At 73.5% G+C, this 1,837-nt stretch carries 2 protein-coding genes and 1 pseudogene; 2 read left to right on the top strand and 1 reads right to left on the bottom strand.

Annotated features, from left to right (window positions below; translation table 11 throughout):
* A pseudogene (locus HYE82_RS36260) lies at nucleotides 1-461 on the bottom strand (peptidyl-tRNA hydrolase); the annotation flags it as partial.
* Between the two features lie 71 nt (nucleotides 462-532).
* Between HYE82_RS36260 and HYE82_RS36255 the strand changes: the two are divergent.
* Both HYE82_RS36255 and HYE82_RS36250 read left to right on the top strand, forming a co-directional pair.
* Nucleotides 533-1,210: an AIM24 family protein gene (locus HYE82_RS36255; protein ID WP_179178472.1), complete on the top strand. Its 678-nt coding sequence runs from the start codon at nucleotides 533-535 to the stop codon at nucleotides 1,208-1,210.
* On the top strand, nucleotides 1,207-1,837 hold a 631-nt coding region (locus HYE82_RS36250; protein WP_179178473.1), incomplete at its 3' end, for an ATP-binding cassette domain-containing protein. The genes HYE82_RS36255 and HYE82_RS36250, both read left to right, overlap by 4 nt.

Genomic DNA, 1,837 nt, shown 5'->3' with positions numbered 1-1,837 from the left:
AGCTGTGTATAAGAGACAGGCTCAGGGTCGTCCAGGTCGGTGCCCGAGACCTGGAGCTTGGCCAGCTCCTTGGGCCAGCCGTCCAGGGGGATCGGCGGGAAGACCCGTACCTCTGCCGAGGCGCCGTGCACCGTGATGCCGGGGAGGGTGCCGGCCTTGCGCCACTCCGCGCCGCGCGCCCGCCGCACCACCTTGCGGATCCGCGCGTCCTGCCAGTCGCGCACCGCCTGGGCCCACTCGCCCTCGCCGTGCGCCCGCTCGTCCGACAGCAGGACCAGCACCGCACGGGCGGCCGTCTCCAACGCGTCCGTACGGGCGGGCGGTTCGGCCTTCTCGATCCGCACGACCAGGGGCAGCACGAACTGCGGGGCGTCGTCGCGGGCGATGCGCCCCTCCCGGAACGGGCTGTCTGCCCCCACGGCGGGTACGTCTGAAGTGTGGTGCGCGTCCTGGCTGCTCATCCTGCCAAGGATGCCAGCCTCCGCCTCCAGGAGGATGCCGCGGGGGTGCCGTCCGGGCGAGGATCAGGACCATGAAGAGCGACCTTTTCTCGTCCGAGAACCTCGTCCGGCCCGCCGCCGCTCCCGGCATGTCCCTGCAGAACGCCAAGTCGGTGAAGTACGCCGTGAACGGCGAGATGCTCGCCCGGCAGGGCTCGATGGTCGCCTTCCGCGGCAACCTCCGGTTCGAGCGCAAGGGCCAGGGCATGGGCGGCATGCTCAAGCGCGCCGTGACCGGCGAGGGCCTGCCGCTGATGACCGTACGCGGCGAGGGCGAGGCCTGGTTCGCCCACCGGGCCGGCCACTGCTTCATCGTCGACTTCGAGCCGGGCGACGCCCTGACCGTCAACGGGCGCAACGTGCTCTGCTTCGACTCGACCCTCGCCTACGAGATCAAGATGGTGAAGGGTGCCGGCATGACCGGCGGCGGTCTCTTCAACAGCGTCTTCACCGGCACCGGCAAGCTCGCCGTGGTCTGCGACGGCAATCCGATCGTCATACCCGTCACCGCACAGTCCCCGGTGTACGTGGACACGGACGCGGTGGTCGGGTGGAGCGCGCGGCTGGACACCCACTTGCACCGCTCCCAGTCGGTCGGCTCCATGCTGCGCGGCGGCTCCGGCGAGGCCGTCCAGCTGAAGCTGTCCGGTGACGGCTTCGTCATCGTCCGGCCCAGCGAGGTCACCGAGACCGCGGCGGCCGCCCACTGAAGCTGACCGGCGTCGGCCGCCGCCACGGGCCCCGGCGGCCGTGGGTGCTGCGCGGCGTCTCCCTGGAGCTGGCGCCGGGGACGCTGGTACGCATCGAGGGCCGCAACGGCGGCGGCAAGTCGACCCTGATGCGGATCATCGCCGGCATCGACGCCCCGACCGAGGGGCGGGTCACCGGCCGCCCGCGGCGTACCGGCTTCGTACCCGAACGCTTTCCGGCGGTCCTGCCGCTCACCGCGGCGTCCTACCTCGCCCACATGGGCCGGGTGCAGGGGCTTCCGCGGGCCGGGGCCGGACGCCGGGCCGCGTACTGGCTGGAGCGGTTCGGGGCCGGTGCGCACGCCCGCACCCCGCTCGCCGAACTGTCCAAGGGCAGCAGCCAGAAGGTCGCCGTCGCCCAGGCCCTGCTCGCCGAGCCCGGCCTGCTCGTCCTCGACGAGGCCTGGACCGGCCTCGACGCGCCGGCCCGCGCCGAGCTCGACCGGGCCGTCGCCGAGCGGACGGCCGCCGGCGCGGCGGTGGTCTTCGTCGACCACGATCCGGCGCGGCTCGCGGGCGCGCCCGACGCCCGGTACCGGGTGGAGGGGACCGGCCTCGTTCCCGTCCCGGTGGGGGAGGGGGCGGACG

The sequence above is a fragment of the Streptomyces sp. BR123 genome (assembly GCF_013401435.1).
Taxonomy (GTDB): Bacteria; Actinomycetota; Actinomycetes; order Streptomycetales; family Streptomycetaceae; genus Streptomyces.
This window is presented reverse-complemented; position numbering and strand designations above follow the sequence as displayed.

What these genes read in the sequence shown, in the direction of transcription:
- HYE82_RS36255 (WP_179178472.1), top strand. Translation starts at nt 533, where the DNA reads ATGAAGAGCGACCTTTTCTCGTCCGAGAACCTCGTCCGGCCCGCCGCC.